The sequence below is a fragment of the Corynebacterium sp. p3-SID1056 genome, assembly GCF_025152525.1.
Classification (GTDB): domain Bacteria; phylum Actinomycetota; class Actinomycetes; order Mycobacteriales; family Mycobacteriaceae; genus Corynebacterium.
Window position 1 is genome coordinate 271,506 of the sequence record NZ_JALXXL010000002.1, and the last position, 24,216, is coordinate 295,721.

Genomic DNA, 24,216 nt, shown 5'->3' on the forward strand with positions numbered 1-24,216 from the left:
CGCGCTTAGCCCTTGAACAGGTTGGTCTCGGTAAAGCGCTCAGCGTGACTCATGTGGTGGGCGGTCTCCTTGGAGAAGAAGATCGCCAGCGAGGAGATGACGAAGAGCCCGGAGATGATGATGGCCAGCGGGGTCAGCCCGGTCTCGGGGGTGACAAAGCGGGTCGCAACCAGCGGGGCGGTACCCGCGCCGAGGATCGACGCCGCCTGGTACGTAATCCCGGAGCCGGTGTAGCGCAGCTCGGGCACGAACTTCTCGGAAATGAAGGCACCGATCGGGCCGTACTGCGCGGGCTGCACCACGCACACGAGCAGGACCATGCCCAGCCAGATCTTGGTCGGGTCACCGGAGTCGATCATGTTGAAGACAATCCAGATGCCGACGATAGAGACGAGCCCGCCCGCGAGCATCACCCGGCGCCGACCGAGGCGGTCGGACAGGGCGGCGAGCGCCGGCATGACAAAGATCGCGAACGCCGAGCCGACGGTCACCATCATCAGCGCCGTCGAGCGGCTGACCGGCGATGCCGTGTCCGCCGTGGCGTTGACGATGTAGGGCACCATGAACGACCCCTGCAGGCCCTGGACGAACAGGCCGGCCATACCGGCGAGCGCGCCGAGGACGAGCTCGCGCGGAGCCTCCTTGAGCATGCGCACCAGCGGCACGCCGGTGTGCACCTTGCCAGCGCGGCGGGCGGCCTCAAACTCGGGGGATTCCTTCACGTTCGCGCGCATGAACAGGCCGACAATGACGATGGCCGCCGAGAACAGGAACGGCACGCGCCAGCCCCAGTCGGTGACGAAGTACTGCTCCGGGTTGGCAAAGTTGTCGCCGGACATCTGAGCGAACACCGCGAGCACCAGCGTGGACAGGATGGCACCCGCCGGGCCACCGGCGATCGCGATGGAGGCACCGAAGCCCTTGTTCTTGGCCGTGGAGTTCTCCATCGCCATCAAGGTGGCACCCGCCCATTCGCCGCCAATGGCGATGCCCTGGACGATACGCAGGATGACCAGCAGGATCGGTGCGGCAGCGCCAATGACCTGCGAAGAAGGCATCAAGCCGATGGAGATGGAGACCAGCCCCATCGTCAACAGCGTGATCACCAGGACGTTCTTGCGGCCGTACTTGTCGCCGAAGTGGCCGAACGCCATCGAGCCGATCGGGCGGGAGAGGTAGCCGGTCAGCAAGATGACGAAGGAGAGCATCGTGCCCAGGCGCGGGTCGATGTTTGCAAAGAAGAGCTGCGGGAAGACCAGGCCGGCCGCCGCCGCGTAGAGCAGGAAGTCGTAGTACTCCACGGTAGAGCCGAGGAAGGAGGAGGCGAGCGCGAGGCGTCGCTCTTTCGGTGTGCGCTCGTGCTTCGCGTGATCGGCCGGCGGAGCGTGCGTGATGTTGGTCATGTGGTTTTCTCCAAAGGGTGGGATGGGGGGGGGTGGCCGGCTAGCGCGCGGACCACACAACAGAGTGGGAATAGTTTTCGGTGGCCGCGGGCAACAGGCGGCCGTAGTGGTACTCGAAGGATTGCTGCCGGTAGAACTCGCGGGTGAGCGCACCGCGCTGCGGCGTGGTCGCTGTACGCCCGGAGTCGCCGCGGTACTCGCCCGTGGCCATGCGGCCGAACCAGTGGTGGTCGTAGATCGTCTGGTCCGCCCACACCTCGAGCAGCATGAGGTGGTTAGGCAGCTCCAGGTTCTCCATCCACGCGTAGTAGCAGCAGCCCGGCTCGCGGCGTGTCTCGGTGATCTCCTGGGCGGTGAGCGCCCGCATCTCGGGGTTGTCTACAAAGGCGTTCTGGATGACAATGCTCACCGGTCCGCTCGCCGGCCACATGATGCGGGAATCGCTGCCTGCTTCCGGTGCCCAGACGCCGTCGACCAGGGCGTATGCGGACTGCTCGTAGAGCTCGGTCGCGCCATCTTGTACGAACTGGTGCAGGTGCGGCAGCTCGGGCAGCTTCTCGACGACCGCGGCATAGTCAGCCACCTGCTCCGCCAGAATCGCCACCGCGCAGTCTTCATCCTCGACCGCGAGGGTCTGGTACGCTTCTGCCTCTTTGATGCCTTCGCGCTGGCGCAGCGAGGCGACGTCGGCAAGCAACTGTTCGGGGGAGTCGGTCGCTCCCCGGTGGATAATGCGGATCATACGAGCTCCTCAAAGTCGACGACCCAGTCCGGCGCGGCGAATTCGGGCTTCGGGGGCTCGCGGCGGATGACGATCTCGATGAGGTAGCCGCCGAGCGCCTCGAAGGTGTCGAAGTAGCCGAACTCGGCGGCGCCACCGCGCAGGCCGGAGCCCATGCACAGCGGGTGGCCGGCCTCGGTCATGGAGGCGACGACCTCGTCCCAGTCGGCGTCCTCGGTGGTCATCCACGCGAAGTAGTGGTGGATGCCGGGGCCGCGCTCGTCGAAGAACTCGCGGTTGTAGTGGCAGTCGCCGTGGTTGACCGAGATGATCTCGAAGCCGAAGTCGCCGGCGGTGCCCTGCGCGGTGAAGTAGCCGGTATCGCCGTCCTTGCCGCGGTAGTAGGGCTTGTCCAGGCGGCCGAAGCCGGTCTCCCACGTCTTCATCTCGAAGCGCTGGATGCCAAAGACGTCGCGGTAGTGGGGCAGCGCGGCCATGACGTCGTGGACGAGCACGCCGAAGTGGTACATGCCCTGCACCGGCTGGGTCGGGCGCGTATCGGTGCTCACCGCGGCCGGGTCTTCGGCGCTGGCCGGGAGCATCTCCACGAGGAAGCCGCCCAGGTTCTCGCGGGTGTCATAGAAGGTGCGCGTGGTGCCGTCCACCGTTGCGGTGTAGGCGACGTCGTAGCCGAGCGACTCGAAGTGCTTGGCAACCGCCGCCTCGTCGGCCGCCGTGGAGCGGACCTGCAGGAAAGCGATGCCCTCGCGCTTGGTGCGCAAGAACTCGTTGAACGGGCTTTCGCCGCCGGTCGGCTCGATGAGCTCGAAGGTCAGGCTGGAGGCCGGGCGGCCGCCCGGTCCCTGCTCGCCTTCAACGGCTGGCGTGGTGCCCACGGCGCTGCGCCACGTGCCCGGAGTGGCCACCGTGCGGCGGCCGTGCGCGATGGCGTCGGTAGGCGCGTGCTCGCCCGTTTCCCAGTCGGTGATGCCGTAGATGCGGGAGTATTCCTTGATCTTGGCGTCGAGGTCGTAGACGACAACGCCGATGCGAAGCAGGTTCGTAGTTTCGATCTGTGCGGTCATATGCAGGTCCTTTCCTTAGTAGAACAGGGAGAGGTTCTTGACAAGAATGGTGGCCATATCGAAGCGGATCTCGCGCTCGAGCACTAAGAATCCGTAGCGCGAATCCGGGTCGCGGACGATGACGTCGCGACGCTCGCCCGCAATGGTGTCCTGGTAACGCTCGCCGCGCGAGCGGTAGATCATGAAGTTCGAGCGAACCGCGAAGGCCCCGTCGCTGCGCTCATCGATGCGCAGGTTGGTCAGCATGTGACGCGAGCGTGACGGCGGTTCCTCCGCCCACGCCATGTGCGTGTTCAGGCGCACAACGCGCTGGCGCAGAAACGCCTTGGACTCCTCGAAGTAGACCGAGGTGCCCTTCGGGTAGAACTCCTCCTTGCGCTCGCGGGCCACGCGGTTTTCGCGGACCGGCGCCCAGTAGTCAACGTCTTCGTGCATGCAGTCGAGCCAGTCCTCCCACTGCATGTTGTCCATCATTTCGGCTTCGTCGTAGAGGAAGCGCGCGATCAGGCGCTCGTCTTCCGCGCTGGCGGGGCGCTGGGTGACCGGCTGCTCGGTAGTCGTCGTCATTGGTGTGCTCCTTAAAGTGTCGGGTCGAGTAAGTCCGCTAATCGACGTTGCCTTCGTACGCGCCGTCGGACGCAGCAGCGGCCTTGGCGGCCTCCGGCTCCATCACCGCGGTGAAGTCGCGCTGGTCAACCTCCGGGACACCGCCGCGCTCTTGCTTGAGCTGGTCCCAGGGCTTGTCTTCCATAAGGTCGCGGTAGAAGCCGTACATGTTCAGCGCCGCGTTGTCCGAGTAGACGTGCGCGGTGGACGCGCCGGGGTAGCCGTCATCGTCGTAAGCAACGGGGACGCGGCGCATGTTGTAGGTAAACCCGGTCTCGCGTGACTTCGCGCCGCGGAGGATGTGCTGCATTTCCTCCCAGTTCTCCGCGTCGTCCTGCTCGAACATGCCGCCGGGGGAGAAGGTGCGCATCACGTCGACGCGGATCGCCTCCTTCACCTCTTCCGGCGCGTCCTTCGGCACGAATGCCCAGGACCAGATCTCCATCTCGTTCGGCCCGCGCGGGTGGGTCACGCGGAAGGTGTAGTTGCCCAGGAGCATGAAGTTGGGGAAGACGTTCATGTGGCCGCGGACCTCGCGGAACTCGCCAAGCCTCTCGACGATCGACTCGCGGATCGTGTCCTCCCACTCGATCAGCGCCGGGCCGGTGTTGGGGATCTCCGCGTCGCGCTTGCCAAAGAAGGCGCCGCCGTGGCCGTAGGGGCTGAGGAACTGGCGGCCCTCGGGGATCTTCTTGCGGCCGGTCTTGCGGTCGAAGGTGTCGGAGCCGGAGCTGAGGGCCTCCACTGCGGAGACGTGCGAAATCTCCGAGTGCTGCATGTCCGAGGTCGGCTGCTCAACGTTGAACTTCCAGTTCGCCGGCAGCACCCACTTGTGTACGGCGATGGCTTCCATGCCGCCCTCGTAGCGGTCGAGGTAGCCGTCCAGGTAGTACTTCGCGTTGCCGAGGTACTCCTCGAGCGGCGGAATGGTCTCGTCCCAGGAACCGAAGATGAAACCCTTGTAGTTCTCGATGCGCGGCACCTTGATGGCAGACAGCTTCGACTTGTCGATGCCGTCCGGGTACGCGTTGGCTTCCTGCGGGATGGAGACCAGGTTGCCCTCGAGATCGTAGGCCCACCCGTGGAAGGAGCACATGAAGGACTTGGCCTGGCCGCGGTCGGCGCGGCAGATGCGCATGCCGCGGTGGCGGCACTGGTTCAGAAAGGCTTTGACCTCGCCCGACTTCTGGCGAACGACGATGACGGGGTCCTCGCCGATGTAGGTCTGGATGTACGAGCCGCGCTTCGGCAGCATCGACTCGTGTGCGAGGAAGACCCACGTGCGCTGCCAGACCGTCTCCAGCTCTTGGCGGTAGATGTCTTCGTCGGCGAAGATTTTGCCGGAAACATACCCTCCAACGGGGTCAATGAGCTTAGCGATCTCACTCATAGCCACTTCTCCTTAGTGATCTGCGTCATCTTTGGGGGTGACTTTAGACCGCGAGGAGGCAGGCTGGAATTAACGTTCCAGTGGACGGAACACAGTTGGTGTAATCGGGGGTGGCTAGGAGGTCGCGTAGTGGGAGCGCATTTGCGCAATCGCCCCGATGGTCATGGCTTCGCTCATGCGCAGCGCGTTATCTTGCAGCGCGACGCCCGCCACCATGCCGATGCGTAGCCGGTTAAACAGCCACGCCACGTGGGTGGGGTTGACCTCGTCGGACAGGTCGGTCGTTTCCAGCCAGCTCGCCAGCCGCTGCTCGCTGCTGCGCGAACCCGCAATCAGCGCGTAGCCTGCAGGCGTCGGCGGCCTCCGACGTTGAGCCGCAATCAACAGCCCGCCCGCAGCCACAAGCGGGGACGCGTGCAGCCGTTCGTTCATCGCTACGAGCTCGCGCGCCAACGCTTCGGCGATACCCACCTCGCGTGCGTCCGGCAAGCTGTCGAGTTCGCCCTTCATCTCCAGGTAGGGGCCCACAAACGCGTCCTTGATCAGCGCGTCCTTGTCCTCGTACTTCCAATAAATCGAGCTGCGAGCAACCCCGGCAGCAGCGCAAATCTGCGAGAAGGTGGCCCCCTCGTACCCGCGCTGCGCCACCAGAGATCGCACGTGCCCCAAAAGGTCCGTGGGGGCATCTTCCTCGTGCGCCGCCGGGCCTTGCGCCTCGGGGGCGGTGACAAACGGCGAGGCCGCAGCCGCGAGCATCGCCTGCGCCATCAGCTCCAGCCGCGCCTCGGTGTCTTCGTCCTTGAGGTACACATCACCAATAAAGTGCCCGTCGAGGAACCACTGGGTCAGCGCGCTCATCCGCGCCGCCGCCAGCTCGACGTCCAAGCCGCTCTCGCTTCTCGACGCCACCAGCGCCCGCCCCCACCACAGACGGAACGCGCGCAGCGCCTCGGCACGCCGGCGTCGAAAAGGCTCCTGCACGGGGAGGGCCTGGGCGGAACCCTCCAGGGCTAGAAGCAGGCCGGTGCGTACCGCGCGGCCGCGCTGCTCGGACTCCAGCACCGAGGAAAGCAGGTGTCGCAGCTGCTCGATCAACGGCACATCCGGAAGAAACGAGGACCACTCCTGGGCAATGGTGCCATCCGGGTACTGCGCCTCCAGCGACGTGGAGATCAGCGTGTCCTTGTTTTCGAACATCCAATAGATCGAGCTCGCGCTGGCGCCTGTTTCCTTCTTGATCGCCGCGATGGAGGTGTTGCTGTAGCCATTGCGCTGCACCAGGCGGTAGGTGGCGTCGATGATCTCGTCGTACTTCTTCCCGCCTCGCGGGGTCACACTCTGAGCCATTGGTAACGCAGCTTTCCTACACCTTCACGGGCCGGGCGACGCTTCAGCGGAGCGGGGCCGGAGAAATCCACGTAATTGTACCGAACCGCGCCGTGAAAACGCAGCTGGGTGGTGAAGCTACAGACCCGACTCCTGCAACACGTCCCGGACGATCTCGGCAATGTGCAGCGGTGCCTTGCCAGTGCCCTGCTGCACCTGGGTGCGGCAGGAGAAGCCGTCGGCAGCCACGATGCCGTCGTGCTCGCGCACCTTTGGGAAGAGCTCCCTCTCGCCGAGCTCGAAGGACATCTCCGCGTGGCCATCCTCGTAGCCCCAGTTGCCGGCTAGTCCGCAGCAACCAGTTTGAATCTGATCCTGGTCGTACCCTAACGCGGCGAGGATGGCCGCCGATTGCTGCGGGTCACCGAGCGACCTTTCGTGGCAGTGCACCTGGGTGAGCACCGACCCGGACTGCGGCGTGATGCGGCCTTGCGCCACGAGTGCTTCGATCTTGGGCGCGACTACCTCGGAAAACGACTTCGTTGCGGCGGCGAGTCGCGCGACCTTTGGGTCGCGTGTCTGCGCAACCGCGTCGTGCTGCAGCATCGTCGTGCACGAAGGCTCGATCGCCACCACGTCTAGCCCCTGTGCAATGTAGGGCTCGAACACCTTGGCTGAATGCTCCAGCACCTTTCGCGTCATATCGAGCTGGCCCGTCGAGTGCCAGGTCAGCCCGCAGCAGACAAACTCCTGGGGGATGATCACCCGAAAACCTAAGGCCTCCAAGACCTCGACGGCCGCCTGCGCAGGTTGCGTATTGAGTTTCGAGTTGAAGGAGTCTGGCCACAACACGATCGGCTCTCCGACGTACTTCGGAGCGCGCTTCTTTGCCCACTTTTGCAGGGATTCTGGGGCGAAGCTAATCAACGGGCGGCTTGCGTCCAACCCACCAGCCTTCGCCATGATCTTCGCAGGGATGCGGGATTGCATGAGTGCGCCCGCGATGCGGGGGACAAGCGGGAGCCGGTGGGCAATTTCGCTGAGAATGGGCAGCCACCCCATGAGGTAATGCACGCGCGGCCGGAGCTTTCCCGCGTAGCGGTCGTGCAAAAACTCAGACTTGTAGCTCGCCATGTCGACATTGACGGGGCACTCAGATGCGCAGGCTTTGCACGACAAGCAGAGGTCAAGGGACTCCTCGACATCGGATGGCGCTACCGTTTCGCCCCGGAACAGCTCGGAGAGCACGCGGGCGCGCCCGCGGGTCGAGTGCACTTCGTCGTGCGTGATCTGGAATGAGGGGCACATTGCGCCCTCCATCGAGCGACACGCCGAGACTCCGACGCAGCGGTTCACCGCGTTGGTAAAGCTGCCTTTGTCCTGCAAAAACAGCTGCGTAGGTTGGATTTCGTTGCGTCGCTGGCTTGGCTCCATGCGCAGCCCTTCGGTGACCGCATCAGCCCACACCAGCACGCCCGGGTTCATGACTCGTTGCGGGTCAAACAGGAGCTTGAACTTTTCAAACACGGAGCGAAGTTCTGCGCTGTACATCGCCGACAGCAGCGACGACCTGGCGCGCCCGTCGCCGTGCTCGCCGGAGAGCGAACCGCCGTACTTGCTTACCAGGGTTGCAGCCTCGTTCATGAAGCGCTCAAAGTTCTCGATTCCCTCCTGGGTGTGGAAGTCGAAGCTGATGCGTACGTGCACGCAGCCTTCGCCAAAATGTCCGAAGGGGATGCCACGGTACTCGTACTTCGCCATCAGCGCGTAGAGCTCTCGCAGATAGTCAGCGAGGTTTTCGGCCGGGACGGCGGAATCCTCCCAGTTTGGCCACGCTTCGCCGCCGTCGGGAAGCCGGGTGACAGTGCCAGCCGATGCCTCTCGGATGCGCCACAGCGCTCGCGCTTCCTGCGGGTCGCTCACCACGACGGCACCCGTGTGCTCGATGGACTCGGTCAACGCATTGGCGACGGCGACAGCCTCCTCTTGCGTATCGCCGGTGGTTTCGCAGTACAGCCAGCCACCCGCGTGCGGCTGCCCCGGGAGGTTATCGCCGGCGTTCTCCTGTCCATTCTTCGACCGCAGTGCGGCGAGCAAGTCTCCCCCCATGCCTTCAATGGTTGCTACGCCTGGTTGACGCAGGCGGGGTGCGGCGGCCGCGGCGGCAAACACATCGCCGAAAGATAGGACAGCGAGGGCTGTGTGCGCCGGTTTGGGGATAAGGCGGACCGTCATCTGCGTGATGACGCCAAGGGTGCCTTCGGAGCCAGCGAGAGCCTTGGCGACGTCGGTGCCTAAGTAATGCAGCCCATAGCCAGAAACCTGCCGGGGGAAGCGGCCGAGCTCCTTGCTGATGAGCGCTTTGTGTTCGGCGTAGAGATCCTTCAGCGCCTGATCGAGTTCAGGGTCGTCGCAGCCGGATTCGGAAAACGTGACTAATTTCCCGCTAGGGAGCGCCATCGTGATGTCGATGAGGTTTTCGGCCGCCGTCCCGTAGGCCACCGAGTGCGAACCGCATGCGTTATTAGCGACCATGCCGCCGATGGTGCAGCGCGAGTGCGTCGAGGGGTCCGGGCCGTAGGTCAGCCCGTATTCCGCTGCTGCCTGGCGGAGCTGATCACAAACGACGCCTGGCTCCACAACGGCGGTGCGTGCTTCCGGGTCGATGGAAAGGATCCGGTTGAAATGGCGGGAGGTATCGATGACCAGCCCGTCGCCGATGGCATTCCCGGCTACCGACGACCCGCCGCCGCGTCCGACGATCGGCCATCCCTGCTGTTTGGCGTATGCAATGCCCGCAAGCACATCTTCCACCGACTCCGGCTCGAGCACTGCGGCCGGAACACGACGGAAGAGCGAGGCGTCTGAGGAATAGGCGGCGCGGGTAGGCATGTCGCGGCGAAGTTTCTGCAGGAGAGAGGGTTGAGACTCAGGTACCATTGTGTTCCTTATGACGAGAAAAGCGGATGCGGTGGTGGACTACGTTCGAGGTGCCATTCAGTCAGGGGCCATGAAACCGGAGGAATGGTACAGCGTGGCGCAACTGGCTGAGGAGATGGGGGTTTCGCGCTCTCCCGTGCGGGAGGCACTGCTGAAACTGCAGGAAGCGGGGCTTGTGAGATTCGCGAAGAACCGTGGATTTGAAATTATTGAGACGGGCGCGAGCGACGTCGCGGAGATCTTTGCTATCCGCCTGGGGCTCGAGCCGCCTGCCGCGTATCGCGCTGCGCGTCTGCGCACTCCGGAGCAATTGGCGACGGTCTACCAACTGATGGCTGACATGCAGAAGTGTGCTGACCAGGGGGACGAATCCGAGTTCTTCGTGTACGACCGGGCGCTGCATGTCCAGCTCTACGAGATGAGCGGTTCGCGGTACGGGCAAGGCGTGATGGAACGACTCAGGGATATCACCGGGATTCTGGGGCACACCACTGCGGGCACGTCGAGGACGCTGCACGACATCCTCAACGAGCACCGACCGATCATTGAAGCGATCATCGCGGGCAATCCCGCGGAAGCGGCAGCCACGATGCGCGAGCACCTCACGATTACGGGAAAGCTGCTGACCCGCCAAGCGCTCCTTGCGGAAATCGACGAGGGGCAGGATGCGCTGGCCGACAGCTTGATTGCCGAGAAGGTCGAGGCGGTCTGGTCGAACCACGTGATCGATGTCTAGCAAACTACTCCCTTGATTGTTTGCGTTCCTGCTCAATTTCGCGCTCTTTTGCTGCCTGTGCTTTTCGAGCCTGTCGTGCCTCTGGCCGGTAGCCGAGCACAAATGCCGCAAGGGCACACAGCGTCGCAGCGCCAAACACCCACGGCGCGAGCGTGTCATCGGCTCCGGTGACGACGTCGCCGCTGCCCATGAATACTCCGATTGCTTGCAGGCTGACCAGGACGAAGCCACCAATGAGGAAGGCAGCGAGGAACACATAGAAGAGCACGCGGAAGATCTTGAAAATGGCAGACACTTTAGACTCCTGGAACGTATACCGGTAGGAAGCCCATGCCAACGAGCCACGAAAGCAGGATCATTGGCAGGACGAAATACATAATCAGCGGGACAAACATTTTGGTCGGGTTGGCGTCGGCCATCGCGGCGGACAGGTAGATCGGCGCGCCGACGGGCGGGGAAGCACCTTCGGTTGCGGTGCACAGCAGCACTGCCACGATCGCGATGGTTGGGTCGATCCCAACGGCGGTGAGTGCGGCGACGGCGGGCGCGCCGACTGCAGCTGCGGTGGCGGTAGAGGAAAGCGGGGTTGCCACGATGACAGCGAGTACACCGACGACGACAAGCATCGCCCACTTGGGAAGGTCGAAAGCGCTCAGGGTGTTGGAGAGCTGATCGCCGACGCCAAGCTCCTCCATGATCGCCGCAGCGGCGAGTGCAGCGAAGAGGGAGATGCCAACCGTCGCAAAGCTCGGTAGGTCGCGCACGATCTGAGCGCGGAACTGCGCATTGTTGCGTCGGATGCGGCCAGCACCCTCGATCAGCGCGATTACGGTGATGAGAATGGGGACCCAGACGATGATCGAAATAGCTTTGACGCCGTCTTCGCCAACGCCGGTGGACTCTTTGAGCCACGACGCGACGGGCCCGATAGTCAGCAGTACCGGGATGAGAATGCCCAGGAAAATGGACGGGGAGCGCCAGCCTTGCTGCCACGCAGTGCTGAAGGGCACGATGTTTTCTGATGGAGTCCGCGGAATGTTGTCTTTTCGCGTCCAGTACCAGACGACAATCAGTCGGTAGAGGACCGCGTAGGCACCGGCGCAAGCAAGGGTGACGTACACCTGGCTTGCAGAAGAGGCCGCTGCCGCGGGCATTGCCAGGATGATAAACATTGTGGAGTTTGGCGGAAGCGCAACTCCGAGCCCAGAGTTACCAGCAACAAGAGTCGCAGCGCGATTGGAAGAAAAACCAGTCTGCTTCATCCACGGGATGGTGACGGAACCGACCGTTGCCGAGTTGCCGGCGGTCGACCCGGCAATGAGGCCCATCATGGCGGAAGACAGGGTCGACACATACCCCGCGCCGCCGCGCAGCCTGCCGAAGATTGAGTTCAAGATGGTAATCAAGCGGTCGATCAAACCGGTGGACTGGACGATTATCCCCATAAAGACGAAGGCCATGCCAGCGAAAGTGACTTCGGAAGAAATTGCGCTGGTGATGCCGTGCCAAAGGAGCTGGGGTGCGTCTTTCCCGCCGAACAGGGCGACGCCGAGCAAGCCGAGCAGGAGCGCCTCAGCGATATCGCGCTTGAGGACAACGTTGATCAACACCGTGATCGCGATGAAGACGAACAACGCTAGTATGCCCATGCCTCATTCCTTTCAAGTAGCAAAAAGTGATGTGAAGCACGTTACCGGTAACATGTTACAGCGCGCAGTTTTTTCGCTAATTACCCTCCTGTGGGGGTGGAAGCGGAGAGGGTGTTGGGAACTGTCGTGGCTTTCATGGGGGACGCAGCGGGTTCGCCGGGCCGTTGACGGTGCGTAGTGTGAACGGAAAACGGGAATTGGGGCTGCGTGGCGTCGGCAAGCGAGAGCTTGGAGAGGTGAATGGACTGAGCGTTTATGCTTGGGCGTTATGCGTGCGCTCGATCGATTTCGGAACTTCCTGATCATGGCCGGTGGATTCATCGGACCGTTTCAGGGGCAGTCGATCGCGGTGGTGCTGCCGGAGTTCGCGGCGGACTTTGGGATTACGCTGCGGCAGGCGTCGCTGACAATGACAGCGTTTTTAATGTCTTTCGCCACGGCCATGCTGTTTTCCACCTACCTGGTGCGCAACCTGCAGCCGGCGAAGGTGGTGCGCTGCGCATTTGGCGTGATCGCGCTCGCAGCTGTTGTGCTCGCGCTGACCCCGAAGTGGTGGCTATTCGTCGTGGCGTTCATAGCCGCCGCGCTTGCCAACGCCTTTACGTCCCCGTTGCTCCAACTCATCCTCAAAGCGATGACGCCCGAGGACGAGCTAGGCAAAGCGCTCGGCACCTATCAGGCGATGCAATCCTGCGGTCTGTTCTCCGCGCCGCTGCTTGCCGGGCTGAGCGTGCAATTTGCCAGCTGGCGAGCAATGTACGTGGTGCTGTTCTTCCTTGCGCTCACCATCGTGGTGACCGGCTTGCCGTCGACGCCGCCGGCAGGCGCGGGCGGACCTCGCGGAGGTCGCCTGCTCAGCTGGCCTGTGGTGCGTGCGTCGCTGACGCTTCTGACTATCGGTACCTGCGTCATCGGGTTTGGGTTCCTGCTCGCCCTTTATGTCGGTGATCGCTTCGACGCCGACCCGGCACTGCGCGGCGTGGTGGTGATGGCCGGCGGGTTTACCTCCTTCATCTTCGCCCGCTGGGTAGGCTCGCTCGCCGACCGCTTCGGTGCACGCATGGTGATCGCTGGCGGACTGGTTGTCGCTGCCGTGGCGTTTATTGGAATCGGTGTGATGCCGTCGCTGATCCTGGTCGCCGTGCTGTGGGGCGTGGCCGTACTCGCCGCGCAAGGCACGCAGATTTCCATCAACGTGCTCACCCTGCGCGCGCCGGGCGGTGCGCAGATCCTGTCGACCGTCCAGGCGTTCCGGTTCTACGGCAACGCGCTGACCCCGCTCGTGTTCCTGCCGATCTACAGCGCGGCTGGGGCGTGGGTGTTTGCGGTGGCGGCAGCGGTGCTGCTGGCGATGAGTGCGGTGACTGTGGCGGGGGTTGGTGGGGTGGGGCGCGTTCGCGGTACGAACGTGTAGATAGGCCGGGGAAGTCATCTATCCTGCGGGTTTACTGTATTTTTCATGCGTGAGATGCGCTGCCTATCCCCTGAGCTTGTGAACTGTTCGAGGATATCGGATTCTTATGGTGCAAGTAACTAAAGGGTGCGCTGGGCGTCGAAAAGCAAGAAACCCAACGCACGACCTGAAAGGACGTTTGGGGACGTGAATACCCTCGCCAACTTCACCACGAGAGTCGTGCAGAAATACCTGCCGGACGCGTTTGTGCTCGCAATTTTCCTCACCATCATTGTGATTCTGGCCGCGCTCGGTCTGACGGACTCCGGTCTTACGGAGGTCATCGGGTACTGGGGTGACGGATTTTCCAACCTGTTCGTCTTTGCCATGCAGATGGCGCTCGTGCTGCTGACAGGTTTTGTGCTCGCGCTCAGCCCGGTAGTGGAGAGGCTGCTGGGTATGCTCACCGATATTCCGAAAAAGCCGAACCACGCGTACGCGCTCACCGCCGTCATTTCCTTTGTGTGCTGCTACCTGAATTGGGGCCTCGGACTCGTTGTTGGTGCGCTGGTAGCCCGCGAAATGGGCAAAAAGATTAGGGGCGTGCACTTCCCGCTCGTAGTGGCTGCTGCCTACTCCGCGGAGATTGTGCGAGGTCCCTCTTCCGCAATTCCCGTCGTGATGGCCACGCCCGACAACTTCTTGTACGACAAGGTCGGACTCATCCCGATCACTGAGACGCTGTACAGCTGGTGGAACCTAACGATCACCATTGCCATCTTCGCGGCCATCGTTGGGTTCTACCTGGTCATGCGTGTACCTGAGGAAGAGGCCGTTGGCTTCGTCGATACCGTCGATGAGGAACATGTGCACGACGAGCCGGAAGGCGAGTTGACCTTCGCAGAACGCTTGGACAACTCCCGCGCCCTGCTCATGTTGTTAGGTGTCCTGCCGCTGGCATACCTGGTGATGTACTTCGTCGAGGAAGGCTTCAACATCAACCTCAACACGGTAATCCTCATCTTCCTCACGCTCGCCTTGTTCGCACACCGCAGCGTGAAGGAATTCCTCAACGCTGTGCAAGAAGCCATTACTTCCACCCGCGGCATCATTTTGCAGTTTCCGCTCTACGCCGGTGTCGCCGGCATCATGAGCGAATCAGGACTGGTAGAAACCTTCTCCAACGCGTTCATCTCCATCGCCAACAGCACCACCTTCCCATTGCTGACCTTCCTATCCGCAGGTCTGGTCAACGTGTTTATCCCTTCCGGTGGCGGCCAGTGGGCGATTCAAGGTCCCGTCATGCTGCAAGCCGCCGAGGCGATGGGTGCAAGCATCCCGCAAACGATCATGGCATTCGCCTGGGGCGACTCCTGGACCAACCAGATTCAGCCTTTCTGGGCACTCCCATTGCTGGGCGTAGCCGGCCTCAACGCGCGAAGCATCATGGGCTACTGCATCCTTTGGCTCGTGATCACCGGGGTGATCATCTGCGCTGGGTTTACGCTGCTGACCTTGCTATAAGAGGCGCTTTGGCGCATTACACTCGAATACATGGGAATTGAATTTGAGCAGGCGACGTTTCGAGGCACCGCCTACCAGGTCGAGGACCTCGATTCCGTCTCCGTGCTTTTCCATGGGGAAGATAAGCGCGGCATCTACCGGCTGAGCTTTGCTAACGGGGAAGCCTACGTCGGGCAGGCAGAGAACGTGGTTCGCCGCTTTGCCGACCACCGACGCCGCTGGGACGACATCGTAGGCTTCGAATTCTTCCCCGTCCCCGGACCCGAGCCGCTGCTCGCTGCGGAGAGGATCCTCATCGCGGAGACGGAGCGTACATGCTCACTCCGTAACGTGGTGGACACCAAGCGCCCGCGCGGCGAAAAAGACTACGTCATCGAGGTCAGCGAGGGCAGTAGTGTGTCGCTCCCTTGGGATCGCGCGAAGCGAAAGACACTTGCCGACGGCTCGCTGCCGAAATTCTTTCAGTTGGCTCGCCGACCGGACTACTTCTTTACCCGGGAGATCGCAGGTTGGTTTATTCACCAGACCATCCCCGACCCGTTAGCCACTCGGGGCAAGCTGTGGACGGTGTCCTGCTTACCGTCGACAAATAAGCGGCGTGATTACTTCCGCACCTTCTGCATCAGTGTGGGGAATATCGAAGTGATGGTCGGGGACATTCACGGCGGTGAGCTGCCCCTAGTGTGGATCAATACCGAGCGAAACGAAGAATACGCAAAGTACCAGGGGAGTCACCACGGGTGGGAAGTGGGTTATGGAGAGTATCCGATCGCGGAAACGACGCGATGGATCTTCAATGCCTTCTACCTCTATGACGTCATCATGGGGCAAGAAGAGTTTCCTGCTCTCGACGTGATGCTGGAAGGAGCATACGCCCTCAACGTGCGGATGATGCGTCGCGGCGGCACGATGTACCAGCGATTCCACAACACAGAGTTGGGGGCTGACTTAATGGGTGCCGCCGCGAAGTGGGGGAACCCAGAGTGGCTTGGAACGGATACGTAATTGCTGCCGGTTGCTTCCTTTTACGCGCTAAGCTTTAACGTTCCGTGAAAGATGCAAACTTAGGCCCCTAAACTTTAAGGTTCCCGAAAACCTTAAAGGCTAGTGCTGTAAGCATGGGTGAAGCGTTTGAACTCTTCATACACATCCTTCTCGCGCGGCGTACGAGAATTCTTCGTCGTGAGATACCAGCGGATAAACGCCGAAGTCCGGAACTTCGCATTCATCTCGATGGGGTTCCACAAGTCCTCATAGAGCTTCTCCTGCACCTTCGGTGTGTGCCCCATCAGAATGAAGTTGCGCACCTTATCGGCCTCAGTCAGGTCCAAGCCCGTCGAGTTCAGCGACTCAAAGATTCGCTGCGGATCGTCATCTTTGTCCAGCTCAAGCAGCATTACCTGCAGCTTTTCGACGGCTCCCCAAATCTCATCCGCCGTATATTCCGTCACGCGCAGCCGGTCTTGGAAGTATTTGAAGTTCGCCGTAATATTCGACGCCGCCACGTACCCTGACGGTTCCCCAAACAGTGCGTCATACGCCTTCTTGTCGTCTTTGACCGGCTTGAGCTTGAACCGGACCTCCTGCCGTTGATCACCGATCATGAGGAAGGAATCGACAATCTTCACACCCAAGGAGTCGTCATCAGCCTGGATGTCCCCGTTCTCGATCGCCTTCGACAACGCGAGCATCAAGATGCTCACGGTGGTGAGGCGCTGCTGGCCGTCGATAACTAACCACTCAAACGACGTCCCGCCGCCCACAATCGCACCAAAGAAGTGAGCCTCCCGCTCCTCACGAATAATCTCCTCCAAGTCATCGAAGAGCTGCTCGCACTGTTTCCGCTGCCAGTCGTAATTGCGCTGATATACGGGAATGATGAGCTCGCGGTGCTGGCCGTCAAACACTTGGATGATCGGGCGTGCGCCTTGCATGGAAACCACCTTGGTCGTTGTAGGTGCGGTCGGCCTCAGTGTAGTTGGGGAAATTCGGCGCGATCATCGCTTACGGTGGGTCGTGTTGACTCAATGTTGAAATCCACGTATCTTTGAGTCATCAAGCCGCAAGGCAAATAGGCTCTGGCCCCCGAGAAATCGGGGGCCATCTTTTATTCTCTTGGTATCGGCGACGTGGCCAATACGTTTGGTATCCATTTCTGGTTCTTAAACCAATCCCCTAACTCAGGATTGATTGCGCGGAGCAATTCGATGCAGTCTCGGTGCGCATTCTGAATTCTGTTTTGGTCTTTGACTAGCGGGCGTCGGTGGGTAGCTCGGTTTCGTAATTCTTTGACTGCTAGCGCCTGGCCTTGGAAACGCCTGCGATTAGTGGAGTTTTGGCCATAGGGCGAGAGATTCGGCTCAAGCGCTTCATTCCAGAGAACAACGCGAGCATTACGTTCGCCCGCATGTGGCTTGGGGAGAAGATGCACCCACTGACCGAATGTCAGCCCCGCTACGTAATCATCATGCGTGGGCGTTTCGGTGCCCGGTTGAATTTCAGCCATGCTCGCAAGCGCAATGCCATTCTTGTTTGTGGTTATTTCGGCCAGTTTGCCCATCGGGTACAAGAGTCATTCTGGCGACCCGCAACGTGATGGGCTCGTATTCCATTGGGAGAATCCGTGATCCATGAAATTGCGTAGTTGGATTTCGACTTCACAAGCAGAGCGGTCTACAGCAGCAGCCACATCTCCATTCCAAATGTAAAGGCGAGCAGCCAAGATGAGAACCTCTGTCTCAGCGTCAGCGTACTGTGCGGCTAAATGCAGATAAGTTGTCTTTCTTGGCTCCGGGAGCGCCTCTAAGATCAGCGCCGCTTCTTTGGCAGACACCTCGTTTGTAGAAAAGTGCATCAGTCCCCCATGACCCCGATTGAGAAGGCGTGCCAGTGCCCCAACACGTCCCGCTTCTTTAATAGTTTTCATTTAACTTACAACACAGACCAGCGGATACGCTCAATTGCTCATCTGAACGTTCATCCGGGGGCCGAGCTGTTCCATTTATCGACGTCCCCTCCGCCTCCCCCGCAATCTTTCGAACAATTACGCTATTCGGGGCTGCTCAGCCCCGATTTCCATGCTGCGAGCGGGTACTTTGCGTTGAACGGCGTGTAGTTGACGGTGTATGTGCCCTCGGTAATCGGAGCCTGATAGCACTGCACCCCACTGGTGGTTTGCCCGGGGAGAACGGAGCCGTCCCAGCGCGGAAATGCGGAAGGCTGCGAGTACTCCATCTTTTGCCCAGTTGGGGTGATAAGCGAGAAGTTGCTAGCCGAGAGCCATGTTTCGTAGTCCATGCCGTTGAGGAAGGACACATCGTGACATACGAGATCCTTGCCCTCGAAGCTTTTGCCCAGGTTGCGCAAGGGGCCGACGTAGACACGCTGCCCAACCACGTTGGCGGTTTCCCCGGTTTCCAGCGGGACAAGCTCGAAACTCTCCTTCGCCGGCGCTTCCCGATCCTGCAGCCGCGCCCCCTCCGGCTCAATGCTTTCGCCTGTGGCCCCGAACGTAGCCGGGGCTTCGCCCGCTTCCTTCGCTGCCGAAATCTTCTCGTCGACCATCCCGTGCGAAGGGAAGACCGCCGTCCCCTCCACCGTGGTCTCTTCGCTTCCCGACGCCCCGTCCTCCTCATCATCGGGGAGCAGGGCAAGCACCACGGCAAGCACAACAAATGCGACTGCCCCGGTCACCAGAAACTCTTTCAGTGTCAAGTCATCGCTCATGCGTGGGCCTTTCGTCGGGGAATGCGTGGCCCCAGTGTGGCAGCAAACCGTGTGCGCTGCATCACGTTGCCGGGTTAGATGTTCTTGACCGAGAGCAGTCCTTCCTTCTTCGCCAGCACAGACTGAACCACAATGCACACAAGCGCAACAGCAACGCCGATCAGGTCGGTGACCAGGTCGGGTGCCATCATCGTCAGCGCTGCGGCCGCGAACACGATTCGCAGGATCGGGTTCACCCGCACCATCAAATGGCCCTCCACTGCCACAGAGAGCAAGAGGACACCGACGACGCCCGTGACCGTGACCTGCAACGCTTCGACGAGACTGACGTCTTGCATCAACATTGCCGGGTTGAACACGAAGATGAACGGAATGATGTAGCCAGCCAGCGCAAGACGCATCGATTGGAAACCGGTCTTGACCGGATCGCCGCCGGAAAGGCCCGCCGCGGCAAAGGAGGCCAGGGCCACCGGCGGGGTGATGTTGGCAAACAGGCCGAAGTAGAAGACGAAGAGGTGAGCGACCAGCGGCTCCACGCCGAGCTGTCCCAGCGCCGGAGCAGCCATCGTGGCCGTGATGATGTAGGTCGGGATCGACGGCAGGCCCATGCCCAGGATGATGCAGGCGATCATTGTAAGGATCAGCGAGAGCAGGAGGTTGCCCGCGCCGATGGTGACAATCGCGTTGGCCAGCGTGACACCGAAGCCGGTCAGGGTCACCACGCCCACGATGACGCCGACGGCGGCACAGGCGATGGACACGGACACGGCGGTCTTCGCGCCGTCGGCAAGCGCCTCGATGATCTCTTTGGGGCACATGCGGGTTGCTGGGCGCAGCTGCGCTATCACCACGGTGACGATGATGGTCAGCAGCGCGGAGAAGATGATGGTGCGGCCGGTGAAGAAGAGCATGTAGATCAAAAACAGCAGCGGCAGCATGAGGTGGCCGCGCTCTTTCATGACCTCTTTGACCGCAGGCAGGTTCTCCTTCGAGATGCCGCGCAGCCCTTCTTTTGTCGCGCGCAGGTGGACCTGTGCGATCACGCCGAGGTAGTACAGCAGGGCGGGCACGAGCGCGGCGATGGCGATATCGCGGTAGGGCATGCCCAGGGTCTCAGCCATGATGAACGCAGCGGCGCCCATCACCGGCGGCAGGATCTGGCCACCGACGGAGGCGGAGGATTCGACCGCGCCGGCAAAGACCGGCTTGTAGCCCACGCGCTTCATCATCGGGATGGTGAAAGCACCGGTGGTCACCACGTTGGCCACGGCTGCGCCGTTGATGGACCCCAGAAAACCAGAGGCCACTACGGCCACCTTGGCCGGGCCGCCGCGGGACTGCCCGGCGAGCGCGAGCGCGATGTCGTTGAAGAACTGGCCCATGCCGGACTTTTGCAGGACTGCGCCGAAGAGCACGAAGAGGAAGATGTAGGACGCGGCGACGCCGACGGCGGTACTGAAGATACCTTCAGTAGTCAGGTACAAGAAGCTGGTCAGGTTTTCCCAGGTGTAGCCGCGGTGGCGCAGCATGCCTGGCATCTCGCGGCCGAAAAGCGCATACGCCATGAAAAGGATGCCCAGGATGGGCAGGGCCCAACCCGTGATGCGTCGGGCAGCCTCGAGCACCAGCACGACCAACAAGATGCCGAAGACGAGGTCCATCTGGGTTGGCACACCTGCGCGTCGGACCAGGTCCTCGAAATTGAGGCAAATGTATACCGCCGGTGCGATCGCCGCGAGTGCGAGCACGATGTCGTAGATTGGCACCTTTGTCCGGCTGGCTCCCTTGTATGCGGGATACAAGGTAAACGCCAGCACCAGGATCATCGCCACGTGCACAGCGCGGTGCACCAGCACCGGCGGCGTGCCGAAGTAGGCCGTATACATGTGGTACAGCGAAACGACAACGGCAAACGCTGTGATGACCCAAGCCGTCCGCGGAGACGCGAATTCTCGCAGCCGCGATTCGCGGTCGAACTTTTCCAGCAACTCTTGCGCGTCTTGCTCGAGCGTGCCGTCAGTAATCTGTTCAGGTTCGTTGTCCGACCTGGTGGCGTCGAGATCGACTTTGCGGGATACCGAGTTGGTGCTGTCCATAGGTACTGCCTTCTCTCAGTTTCGGTGGGTACTACCGCACGTAGACGGTAGCGAAGGTGTGATGTGGGATTTCATCGTCGAGAACCAGTGGTGGCTCTCCGTTCAGAAACGTGATGGTCAGGGCGTGTGACGTTTCGTGGGAGTGGACCCACTGCAGCCGGGGAATCTCGCGATCGATGCTGCTGGTGTGTACCATGCCGTCCTCGTTGCGTGTTATGCCTTCAAGATCGGTCGGGGCTCCCGCACCGAAGGACTTGAGGTACACGTCGGTAAGGACGAGGTGATCGTCTGCAACGCGGTAGCGTTCCTCCCACGGCGTCTTCTCAATCGAGTGGATCCAAGCGAGCGAAAGCGCATCCACCTCGTCGACGTCGACGTGGAAGAACTCGGTGCCAGACTCCGCGTCCGCCACCACGAGCTCCGGGGAGCTAGCGCAACTCGTCAGGCTGAGCGCGAGCAGGAGAGTGAGGGCGAAGGCGCGGAGTCGGTGCACGTGGGCGTCGACAAGCACTGCCCTAGAGCGCGCCTACCTCTTCGAAGTAGCGGCGCGCGCCGGGGTGCAGCTCGGTGGCCAGGCCATCCTCGACGGAATCGAGCGTGATCTGCTTTGCGGCGTTGTGCGCCCCTTGGATCTGGTCCAAGTTTTCAAAGAGCGCCTTGGTGATCTCGTAGACCTGGTCATCATCCAGGCTCGGGGAGACCAAAAGCTGGTTGGTGATCGAAGCGGTCGGCACATCCTCTGCCTCGTCGTAGGTGCCGCCCGGGATCGCATCGCTTTCGAAGAAGGGGTACTTTTCCTGCAGCTTCTCCATGCCTTCGCCCTCAATAGGCACGATGACCACATCGTCGGTGGTCACCAGGTCCATCACGGAGCTGTTTGGCAGGCCAGAGGTGACAAACGCCGCGTCGGTCTGACCGTTCTTGATCTGGTCGATCGAGTCGGCGTAGGAAAGGTAGTCCTGGTTGATGTCGTCGTAGCTCATGCCGTGGGCCTCGAGAATCATCTGAGCGTTGAGCTCAACACCCGAGTTCTGGTCACCGACGCCAACGCGCTTGCCCTTCAGATCCTCCACCGAGGTAATCCCCGAGCTCTTCGTGGTGACAATCTGCACGAAGTTCGGGTACAGCGCGGTAATCGCCTTGAGATCCTTCAGCGCTTCCTTGCCCTCGAAGGGGCCCGTGCCCTCAATGGCCTGGCGGGTGGCATCGCCCATGGCGAAAGCGACCTCCGCGCGTCCATCGGTGAGCAACTGGATGTTCTCTACCGAGGCGCCCGAGGCCTGGACGGACGCATCAGCGCCCAGCGTGTCGCCCAAGACCTGGGACATGGCAGCGCCAATTTGGTAGTAGGGGCCAGAGGTGCCGCCGGTAGCGATGGTGACGAAGTCCACGCTGGACTCGCCGGAGCTCGCCGAGTTGCTGGAGTCTCCGCCCGCGTCCGAGCCGGAGTCGGAGCAGCCAGTAAGCAATAGGGCAGCGGCTGCGACGGCGGCGGCTGTAGAACGAATACGCATTGTGTTCTCCAATCAGGATAGGGGATGGGATGTATGTGTCCTGACTCCAATAAAGCTAGCAATATGAGCTACGTCATGTCTGGAGTTTCTTGGAATTGACCGAAATGTGACCGGTGACGCGGGGTGCGGGTGCTCAATGAATGGGGCGCAAAAGGAGCTAGCTCCATTTGCACACACGCCGCCGCTAAAACCCGAGGTCGCGCCAAACCGAAAACCGCAAACGGAGCTAGCTCCATTTGCACCTGCGCCCCGCACACCCGGAAAACCTCCCACACCCCGCGCGAGAAGCCGATAAAGTGGTGCGTGAACGTCACCCCAAAGACCCCTCGCCACCGCCGAAACCCCAAAGATTGGACCCAACGATGTCTCAGCAAGAAGACGACCTACCCGTCAACAGTCCCGAGATGTTCGGCAGCGCCGATTCCAGCGACTCCACCGACCACGCCACGCGCATCCAAACCATCAACGCTGTCGCCCCGCAGCCGGACAACGCACGCCCGGGGGTCAAGCGCCTGCTGCAGGGCGACGGCGCGAACCTCATTGTGTTTAACTTCTGCCCTGGCCAGACGCTTCCCGACCACAAAGCGGCCCACCCCATCACCGTGCAGTGTCTCAACGGTTCCCTGGAATTCGAGTGCGGCGGGGAGCGTTTCCCGCTTAAACAGGGCGAGGTCGTCCACCTGCGCGCTCACGTGCCGCACGCCGTCTACTGCCCGGTCGATGCCCTGTCGGAGGGCAACATTCTGTTGCTCAGCATGCTCACCGGCGAACGGCACAGCTAAACAAATCTAAAGGTGCTCGATCTCCACGTTGTCCCAGATTTCGGCGAGGTATTCGGCGGCGACTAACCGGTGGCAGGTTTATGGGTCGGATTCGGAGCAGAGGAGTACGGCGTCGCTAAGCATTGAGCGATCCAGCGACGAGACCTCACCGGCGCGGTACTCCTCGCGCAGCTGGCGAGCGAACTCATCAAAACCGATCTCGTCATGCCGATAGGCCCGCATGAGCTCCGCCGACGGCGCAAGGGCCAGCTCGTGCGTGTACGGCATATCCAGGATGACCCGCAGGAAGTAGCGCAGGTCTTCCTTCTTGGTAAACCCGGCGAGCTGGTTCGTGTTGGAGCGGCGAATATCCACCACCCGCTGCACACCGGACTCGCGCAGGATGTCGAAGAACTCTTCCGCGCTCTTGTGCGAGAACCCGAGCGTATAGATCCGCATAATCCTCCTAGATCACGAAGCCTTGCCAGCGTGCGGCCTGCAACGACTCATCCTCGCGCTCGCGCTGCGGCGTGAGCAGTTTGGCCACCTGGTTGATGTAGCTGTCCACGCGGCTGTTGGCGTTGCGCAGGTCGTAGTAGGTGGTCATCTCCTTGTCGTAGTCGGCGAGCGCCTCGGACCAGCTCGTGCGGTGCTGGTAGCCGTTCTCCATCACCCGGAACTCAGGTGCCATGCGCGGCTTGAGCTGCGGGTTCTGCCCTGGCCAGCCGAGCGTCAGCCCGACGACGGGGAAGGTGTAGCGCGGCAGCCGCAGCGCCTCAATCACCGCAGCCGTGTTGTTGTGAATATTGCCGAGGAAGTTCGCACCCAGCCCAAGCGACTCGGCGGCATTCACTACGTTTTGGGCCATCAAGCAGGCGTCGGTGAACCCCTCGACGAACACCTTCGTTTTGCCTGCGGCCACCGGGTCGTAGCCTTGTTCCCGCAGGATAGCGGCATTCCTTGCCGAGTCCACAATAAACAGCAAGTACACCGGCGCCCGCTCGACGTACTCCTGCTCACCAATCTCCGCGAGCCGCGCCCGCAGCTTCGGATCCGTCACTCGAATGATGCTCGCGTGCTGCATCCCCCGCGAGCTCGCGGTCCGCATCGCCACGCGGTACAGCGTCTCCATCGTCTCGTCGCTGACCGGCTGGTCGGTGAACTCGCGGATCGTGCGGTGCGTGAGCTGCGTGCGCACCGACGGCGGCGCGTCAATCGAGAGGTCTTCGGGCTTAGGCGCGAGTGCATCAGTCATGCGGTCCACGCTACCGCAGGGCCCCTCGCTTATCGACGCCCCGCTGTCCCTCCGTACTTCCTCCTCTGCGCCCTGGCGATGCTCCACCCGG

Annotated in this window: 22 protein-coding genes; 5 read left to right on the forward strand and 17 right to left on the reverse strand. The window is 61.7% G+C overall.

The features are described 5' to 3' along the window. Window positions 1-5: 5 nt before the first annotated feature. The 7 genes from M3G14_RS03020 to M3G14_RS03050 form a co-directional block, all read right to left on the reverse strand. The gene (locus M3G14_RS03020; protein WP_259924536.1) at window positions 6-1,403 is read right to left on the reverse strand and encodes an MFS transporter; all 1,398 of its coding nucleotides are present in this window, start codon (window positions 1,401-1,403) and stop codon (window positions 6-8) included. Window positions 1,404-1,443: 40 nt separating this feature from the next. Further along, on the reverse strand, window positions 1,444-2,145 hold the full coding sequence (locus M3G14_RS03025; RefSeq protein ID WP_259924537.1) for a putative quinol monooxygenase: 702 nt from the start codon (window positions 2,143-2,145) through the stop codon (window positions 1,444-1,446). Then, a complete protein-coding gene (locus M3G14_RS03030; protein WP_259924540.1) occupies window positions 2,142-3,209 on the reverse strand; it encodes a VOC family protein in 1,068 nt (355 codons plus the stop codon). The genes M3G14_RS03025 and M3G14_RS03030 overlap by 4 nt, the downstream gene beginning before the upstream one ends. A 15-nt stretch (window positions 3,210-3,224) precedes the next feature. Continuing rightward, complete coding sequence (locus M3G14_RS03035) at window positions 3,225-3,776, reverse strand: aromatic-ring-hydroxylating dioxygenase subunit beta (RefSeq protein ID WP_259924541.1); 552 nt, start codon at window positions 3,774-3,776, stop codon at window positions 3,225-3,227. A gap of 37 nt (window positions 3,777-3,813) precedes the next feature. Further along, entirely contained in the window at window positions 3,814-5,205 is a 1,392-nt protein-coding gene (locus M3G14_RS03040) for an aromatic ring-hydroxylating dioxygenase subunit alpha (protein WP_259924542.1), read from the reverse strand. Window positions 5,206-5,319: 114 nt separating this feature from the next. Beyond that, window positions 5,320-6,552, reverse strand: a complete 1,233-nt coding sequence (locus M3G14_RS03045; protein ID WP_259924543.1) for a TetR/AcrR family transcriptional regulator — start codon at window positions 6,550-6,552, stop codon at window positions 5,320-5,322. A gap of 117 nt (window positions 6,553-6,669) precedes the next feature. Next, complete coding sequence (locus M3G14_RS03050) at window positions 6,670-9,471, reverse strand: FAD-binding and (Fe-S)-binding domain-containing protein (RefSeq protein WP_259924544.1); 2,802 nt, start codon at window positions 9,469-9,471, stop codon at window positions 6,670-6,672. 70 nt (window positions 9,472-9,541) lie between these two features. On the opposite strand from M3G14_RS03050, the gene M3G14_RS03055 reads away from it, so the two are divergent. Next, window positions 9,542-10,207 carry a GntR family transcriptional regulator gene (locus tag M3G14_RS03055; RefSeq protein ID WP_396122179.1) on the forward strand — a complete coding sequence of 222 codons (666 nt, stop codon included), beginning with the start codon at window positions 9,542-9,544 and terminating at the stop codon, window positions 10,205-10,207. A 4-nt stretch (window positions 10,208-10,211) separates the two neighbouring features. On the opposite strand, the gene M3G14_RS03060 is transcribed toward M3G14_RS03055, so the two are convergent. Continuing rightward, window positions 10,212-10,502: a hypothetical protein gene (locus M3G14_RS03060; RefSeq protein WP_259924547.1), complete on the reverse strand. Its 291-nt coding sequence runs from the start codon at window positions 10,500-10,502 to the stop codon at window positions 10,212-10,214. A gap of 1 nt (window position 10,503) precedes the next feature. Continuing rightward, window positions 10,504-11,856: a TRAP transporter permease gene (locus M3G14_RS03065; RefSeq protein WP_259924548.1), complete on the reverse strand. Its 1,353-nt coding sequence runs from the start codon at window positions 11,854-11,856 to the stop codon at window positions 10,504-10,506. Window positions 11,857-12,124: 268 nt separating this feature from the next. On the opposite strand from M3G14_RS03065, the gene M3G14_RS03070 reads away from it, so the two are divergent. The 3 genes from M3G14_RS03070 to M3G14_RS03080 all read left to right on the forward strand — a co-directional run bounded on the left by M3G14_RS03070 (window position 12,125) and on the right by M3G14_RS03080 (window position 15,778). Continuing rightward, window positions 12,125-13,270, forward strand: coding sequence for an MFS transporter (locus tag M3G14_RS03070; RefSeq protein WP_259924550.1), 1,146 nt, complete (start codon window positions 12,125-12,127; stop codon window positions 13,268-13,270). Between the two features lie 186 nt (window positions 13,271-13,456). Beyond that, complete coding sequence (locus M3G14_RS03075; protein WP_259924551.1) at window positions 13,457-14,773, forward strand: short-chain fatty acid transporter; 1,317 nt, start codon at window positions 13,457-13,459, stop codon at window positions 14,771-14,773. 30 nt (window positions 14,774-14,803) lie between these two features. Then, entirely contained in the window at window positions 14,804-15,778 is a 975-nt protein-coding gene (locus M3G14_RS03080) for a GIY-YIG nuclease family protein (RefSeq protein ID WP_259924552.1), read from the forward strand. Between the two features lie 92 nt (window positions 15,779-15,870). Here M3G14_RS03080 and M3G14_RS03085 read toward each other — a convergent pair whose 3' ends face one another. From M3G14_RS03085 to M3G14_RS03110, 6 genes are all read right to left on the reverse strand, one after another. After that, a complete protein-coding gene (locus M3G14_RS03085; protein WP_259924553.1) occupies window positions 15,871-16,707 on the reverse strand; it encodes a DUF262 domain-containing protein in 837 nt (278 codons plus the stop codon). A gap of 173 nt (window positions 16,708-16,880) precedes the next feature. Continuing rightward, window positions 16,881-17,333: a hypothetical protein gene (locus tag M3G14_RS03090; RefSeq protein ID WP_259924554.1), complete on the reverse strand. Its 453-nt coding sequence runs from the start codon at window positions 17,331-17,333 to the stop codon at window positions 16,881-16,883. Window positions 17,334-17,821: 488 nt separating this feature from the next. Next, entirely contained in the window at window positions 17,822-18,499 is a 678-nt protein-coding gene (locus tag M3G14_RS03095) for a DUF4352 domain-containing protein (RefSeq protein ID WP_259924555.1), read from the reverse strand. 74 nt (window positions 18,500-18,573) lie between these two features. Further along, a complete protein-coding gene (locus M3G14_RS03100; RefSeq protein ID WP_259924557.1) occupies window positions 18,574-20,595 on the reverse strand; it encodes a TRAP transporter permease in 2,022 nt (673 codons plus the stop codon). A 31-nt stretch (window positions 20,596-20,626) separates the two neighbouring features. Continuing rightward, window positions 20,627-21,106: a DUF1850 domain-containing protein gene (locus M3G14_RS03105; RefSeq protein WP_259924558.1), complete on the reverse strand. Its 480-nt coding sequence runs from the start codon at window positions 21,104-21,106 to the stop codon at window positions 20,627-20,629. A 4-nt stretch (window positions 21,107-21,110) separates the two neighbouring features. Further along, the gene (locus M3G14_RS03110) at window positions 21,111-22,109 is read right to left on the reverse strand and encodes a TAXI family TRAP transporter solute-binding subunit (RefSeq protein ID WP_259924559.1); all 999 of its coding nucleotides are present in this window, start codon (window positions 22,107-22,109) and stop codon (window positions 21,111-21,113) included. 404 nt (window positions 22,110-22,513) lie between these two features. Here M3G14_RS03110 and M3G14_RS03115 point away from each other — a divergent pair, with 404 nt between their 5' ends. Continuing rightward, window positions 22,514-22,891: a cupin domain-containing protein gene (locus tag M3G14_RS03115; RefSeq protein ID WP_259924681.1), complete on the forward strand. Its 378-nt coding sequence runs from the start codon at window positions 22,514-22,516 to the stop codon at window positions 22,889-22,891. Between the two features lie 78 nt (window positions 22,892-22,969). On the opposite strand, the gene M3G14_RS03120 is transcribed toward M3G14_RS03115, so the two are convergent. Both M3G14_RS03120 and M3G14_RS03125 read right to left on the reverse strand, forming a co-directional pair. Then, on the reverse strand, window positions 22,970-23,329 hold the full coding sequence (locus M3G14_RS03120; RefSeq protein WP_259924561.1) for a DUF488 domain-containing protein: 360 nt from the start codon (window positions 23,327-23,329) through the stop codon (window positions 22,970-22,972). 7 nt (window positions 23,330-23,336) lie between these two features. Continuing rightward, window positions 23,337-24,125, reverse strand: a complete 789-nt coding sequence (locus M3G14_RS03125; protein WP_259924564.1) for a nitroreductase family protein — start codon at window positions 24,123-24,125, stop codon at window positions 23,337-23,339. Window positions 24,126-24,216: the final 91 nt, after the last annotated feature.

Bases quoted from the DNA above. Each gene is read 5' to 3' on its own strand.
- M3G14_RS03020 (WP_259924536.1), bottom strand. From the start codon at position 1,403: ATGACCAACATCACGCACGCTCCGCCGGCCGATCACGCGAAGCACGAG.
- M3G14_RS03025 (WP_259924537.1), bottom strand. From the start codon at position 2,145: ATGATCCGCATTATCCACCGGGGAGCGACCGACTCCCCCGAACAGTTG.
- M3G14_RS03030 (WP_259924540.1), bottom strand. From the start codon at position 3,209: ATGACCGCACAGATCGAAACTACGAACCTGCTTCGCATCGGCGTTGTC.
- M3G14_RS03035 (WP_259924541.1), bottom strand. From the start codon at position 3,776: ATGACGACGACTACCGAGCAGCCGGTCACCCAGCGCCCCGCCAGCGCG.
- M3G14_RS03040 (WP_259924542.1), bottom strand. From the start codon at position 5,205: ATGAGTGAGATCGCTAAGCTCATTGACCCCGTTGGAGGGTATGTTTCC.
- M3G14_RS03045 (WP_259924543.1), bottom strand. From the start codon at position 6,552: ATGGCTCAGAGTGTGACCCCGCGAGGCGGGAAGAAGTACGACGAGATC.
- M3G14_RS03050 (WP_259924544.1), bottom strand. From the start codon at position 9,471: ATGGTACCTGAGTCTCAACCCTCTCTCCTGCAGAAACTTCGCCGCGAC.
- M3G14_RS03055 (WP_396122179.1), top strand. From the start codon at position 9,542: ATGAAACCGGAGGAATGGTACAGCGTGGCGCAACTGGCTGAGGAGATG.
- M3G14_RS03065 (WP_259924548.1), bottom strand. From the start codon at position 11,856: ATGGGCATACTAGCGTTGTTCGTCTTCATCGCGATCACGGTGTTGATC.
- M3G14_RS03070 (WP_259924550.1), top strand. From the start codon at position 12,125: ATGCGTGCGCTCGATCGATTTCGGAACTTCCTGATCATGGCCGGTGGA.
- M3G14_RS03080 (WP_259924552.1), top strand. From the start codon at position 14,804: ATGGGAATTGAATTTGAGCAGGCGACGTTTCGAGGCACCGCCTACCAG.
- M3G14_RS03085 (WP_259924553.1), bottom strand. From the start codon at position 16,707: ATGCAAGGCGCACGCCCGATCATCCAAGTGTTTGACGGCCAGCACCGC.
- M3G14_RS03090 (WP_259924554.1), bottom strand. From the start codon at position 17,333: ATGGGCAAACTGGCCGAAATAACCACAAACAAGAATGGCATTGCGCTT.
- M3G14_RS03095 (WP_259924555.1), bottom strand. From the start codon at position 18,499: ATGAGCGATGACTTGACACTGAAAGAGTTTCTGGTGACCGGGGCAGTC.
- M3G14_RS03100 (WP_259924557.1), bottom strand. From the start codon at position 20,595: ATGGACAGCACCAACTCGGTATCCCGCAAAGTCGATCTCGACGCCACC.
- M3G14_RS03110 (WP_259924559.1), bottom strand. From the start codon at position 22,109: ATGCGTATTCGTTCTACAGCCGCCGCCGTCGCAGCCGCTGCCCTATTG.
- M3G14_RS03115 (WP_259924681.1), top strand. From the start codon at position 22,514: ATGTTCGGCAGCGCCGATTCCAGCGACTCCACCGACCACGCCACGCGC.
- M3G14_RS03120 (WP_259924561.1), bottom strand. From the start codon at position 23,329: ATGCGGATCTATACGCTCGGGTTCTCGCACAAGAGCGCGGAAGAGTTC.
- M3G14_RS03125 (WP_259924564.1), bottom strand. From the start codon at position 24,125: ATGACTGATGCACTCGCGCCTAAGCCCGAAGACCTCTCGATTGACGCG.